Raw genomic sequence first — 3,144 nt, 5'->3', positions numbered from 1 at the left:
GTCCGACCGACAAGCGCCGCGCGCGGATCGAAAAGTCCCAAAAGTCACGCCCTACGCGCACGCGCGCGGGCGCGCGAGCCTGCGCTTGCGAGCGATAATGCCCGCCTTGTCAGCCTGTTGGAAAGTGTTTTGTCGCCGCTGGCGCCGGGTGTCGGAAATTATAGGATTTGCCTGTGGCGCGGCGGCCACGCCTCACTGCCGCTCGATCAAGTCCCAGCGATTGCCATAAAGATCCTCGAACACCGCGACAATGCCATAGACTTCGTGGCGCGGCGGTTCGAGGAAGCGCACCCCGGCGGCCGTGAACGCGGCATGATCGCGCGCGAAATCATCGGTTTCGAGGAACAGGAAGACGCGCCCGCCCGCCTGGTTACCGATCGCGGCGGCTTGTTCGGGTGAGGCGGCGCGGGCGAGGAGGATTGAGGTCGCACCCGCCTCCGCATCGGGCGGGCGCACGACGACCCAGCGCTTGCCCTGTTCGGGAACGGCGCTGTCCTCGACGAGCGTGAAGCCCAGCTGGCCGACATAGAAGGCCAGCGCTTCGTCATAGTCGCGAACGATCAGGGCGATATGGGCGAGGTGCGGCATCAGTGCACCGGGTGCGCGACCGGCGCCGCATCCGCCCCGAAAATCTCGGTCGTGTCCATCCGCACGCCCCGGATCGCTTCAGTTGCAAGGTGGTCGGGGCGGAGCGCGGCGCAGGCATAGGACAGCAGCAGCGACCGCCGCCGCGCGCCGCCGACATTGCTGGTGGCGCCGTGGAGGAGGTCAGGGTCGAAGATCAGGATATCGCCCGCGTCACCGCTGAGGATTTGCGGCAGAGCGGCGGTGGGCTCGGCGATACGGTGCGAGCCCGGCACCACCTGCGTCGCGCCATTGGCTGGCCCATAGTCGTCGAGCCAAACCATCGCCGCCATCAACTGCCCCGAACAACCGGCGGCATCGCGGTGGAGCGGCTGCGGCGCATTGCCCTGAAGCGGCTCGCGCCCTTCGACCTGCGACAGGAAGACGGGCGTGCGCAGGACGTGGTGCACAGCGGCGAGCAGCGCGGGCAAGCGGCAGGCGCGTTGGACATGCGCGTCGAGATCGACCTGCGCGTGCCGCCATTCCGACTGGCGCGGGACGGGCCATTGGTCGGAGGGGAGGACGCCGGTGTCGAACGCGGCGCGCAACGGGGCGAGCCAGTCGGCGGGGATGGCATTCGGCAGGACGAAGTAGCCGTGGGTGTCGAGGTGGCGGAGGGCCGGAAAGCTCAGGTCGCCGTCAGGCGCAGGCGTGCGATCGGCAGTCATGGGGAGCGAGCCTAATGCTCCGATGCCAGCCGGACAACCAGCGGGTACGCGGTCGTGCCGATGCTTTGGGACGCTGGACCTGCGCGCCCATTAGGATAGTCTCCCATCTTCGTCCGATTGGCTGTGGTTCGGAAGGAATTGGCTATGCATCGACTTGCAACGTGGCTGATGTTTCCCATCGCGGCTTGCCTCGCCGCCGGCCCCGCGAGTGCCGCGACGGCCCATCCCGAGCTCGTCATTCGCGGCATCCGCATCGTCGATACCCTGACTGCGACAGCCTCGCCGCCGCGCGACATCTATATTCGAGGCGGATCGATCACCCGGATCACGCCGGCGCGCCGGACGGCCCGCGCGCGCACGCAGATCGACGGCCACAACAAGTTCGTCATTGCGGGGCTCTGGGACTTGCACGTCCATCTCGAATCGACGCCCAATCCGCAGCTCAAACCGCTCGACCCGCTAACTTGGTATGCGCCGATTGCCATGTCCTATGGGGTGATGGGCCTGCGCGATCTGGGATCGCGGATGGAGCCCATCCTGACGCTGCGCGCACGTTTCGACGACATGCGGCGCCAGCATCAGGCTGCGCCGATTCTGAAAGTCGCCGGATCGTCGTTCATGGGGCCGGTGCGCTGGGGCAGTTTCGACCATGTCTTTGTCGCCAAATCGCCCGATGACGCAACTGAGCAGGTCCGCAAGCATGCCGCCGCCGGGGTCGACATCATTAAGGTGCATGATTTCCTCGACCCCGCAATCTACCTCGCGATCACTGCCGAGGCGGCGCGGCAGGGGCGCGCGGTGACCGGCCATCTGCGCCCCTATACCGGGCCGGTCGAGGCCATGGCGGCGGGCCAGCGCGATTTCGAGCATCTCCAGCCCGAACTGTTTTCCTATTGCACCGCCGGTGGCCAGGCGCGGGCCGAGAAGCTCTATAACGGCTGGTATCAAGGTGGGCCGGGGTATTTCGAGCGAACGATGACGGCACTTTATAACGACGCCGGGTGCAAGGCGCTGTTTGGTGCGATGGGCACGGGCGGCGCGACGGTGACGCCAACGATCGGCTCGCGCATGCCGCCGAGCGCGCGGTCGCTGGCAGCGGCCCCGCGCTATCTGCCGACGGCGCAGCTTGAGCGGTGCCGCCAATATGCCGAGAGCATGAAGCAAGTGCCCGCCGCCGATGGCGAAGCCTATCGGGCAACGGTGGCCAAGGTGCTGATGGCGCTGCGCGCGGCCAAGGTCAATCTGTTGACCGGATCGGACGGCCCGCCCGAGAATTGCGCGGTCCCCGGTCTGATTCTGCTCGACGAACTCGACGCGCTGGTCGCTGCGGGCCTGCCCCGCGCGGAAGTGCTTGATGCGGCGACGCGGCGGGCAGCGACAAAGGCGGGCGTTGCCGACAGCGGCCAGGTCGCGAAGGGCATGGCCGCCGATCTGGTGCTGCTGAGCGGCAATCCGCTGAAGGATTTCGGTGTGCTTTTGGAGCCTGTGGGGCTGGTTGTGGCAGGGCGGCCGATCGACCGGGCGGGGTTAGAGGCGATGCGGCGCGAGGCCGGGACGACGGCGGCAATGCCTTAAGGGGGGGGGCATTATCGATTGCGCGACGGGCGCGCCGCGATTGATCAGCGCTTTGCGGTTATCACGGCCACGCGATATCACGCTGGCATGCGTACCTCGACTTACCGCACGCGCCTGCGCGCGTTTCAGGCCATGCGCGGCGACAATCCGCCGCCGGGCTTCATTGCCGATCTGGAATTTCTGGAGAATCGCGATCTCGACCTGTCGGTGCGGATCGGCGGGATGCTGGCGTTCAACGCGCTGATGGTGACGATCGGCACGCACCCGATTTCGGCGA

Annotated in this window: 4 protein-coding genes; 2 read left to right on the top strand and 2 right to left on the bottom strand. The window is 67.1% G+C overall.

Translation table 11 applies throughout. The features are described 5' to 3' along the window. Positions 1-192: 192 nt before the first annotated feature. Together K2W81_RS11930 and K2W81_RS11925 are read right to left on the bottom strand one after the other, a co-directional pair. The gene (locus K2W81_RS11930) at positions 193-591 is read right to left on the bottom strand and encodes a VOC family protein (protein WP_366932247.1); all 399 of its coding nucleotides are present in this window, start codon (positions 589-591) and stop codon (positions 193-195) included. Continuing rightward, positions 588-1,292, bottom strand: a complete 705-nt coding sequence (locus K2W81_RS11925) for a phytanoyl-CoA dioxygenase family protein (protein WP_294104572.1) — start codon at positions 1,290-1,292, stop codon at positions 588-590. Before K2W81_RS11925 ends, K2W81_RS11930 begins: the two co-directional genes overlap by 4 nt. Before the next feature lie 144 nt (positions 1,293-1,436). Here K2W81_RS11925 and K2W81_RS11920 point away from each other — a divergent pair, with 144 nt between their 5' ends. After that, entirely contained in the window at positions 1,437-2,867 is a 1,431-nt protein-coding gene (locus tag K2W81_RS11920) for an amidohydrolase family protein (RefSeq protein WP_294104569.1), read from the top strand. Positions 2,868-2,954: 87 nt separating this feature from the next. Beyond that, positions 2,955-3,144 (top strand): hypothetical protein (locus K2W81_RS11915; RefSeq protein WP_294104567.1); only part of this gene is annotated, 190 nt, incomplete at its 3' end.

The organism is Sphingomonas sp., assembly GCF_019749955.1.
Classification (GTDB): domain Bacteria; phylum Pseudomonadota; class Alphaproteobacteria; order Sphingomonadales; family Sphingomonadaceae; genus Sphingomonas.
This window is presented reverse-complemented; position numbering and strand designations above follow the sequence as displayed.

Bases quoted from the DNA above. Each gene is read 5' to 3' on its own strand.
- K2W81_RS11920 (WP_294104569.1), top strand. From the start codon at position 1,437: ATGCATCGACTTGCAACGTGGCTGATGTTTCCCATCGCGGCTTGCCTC.
- K2W81_RS11925 (WP_294104572.1), bottom strand. From the start codon at position 1,292: ATGACTGCCGATCGCACGCCTGCGCCTGACGGCGACCTGAGCTTTCCG.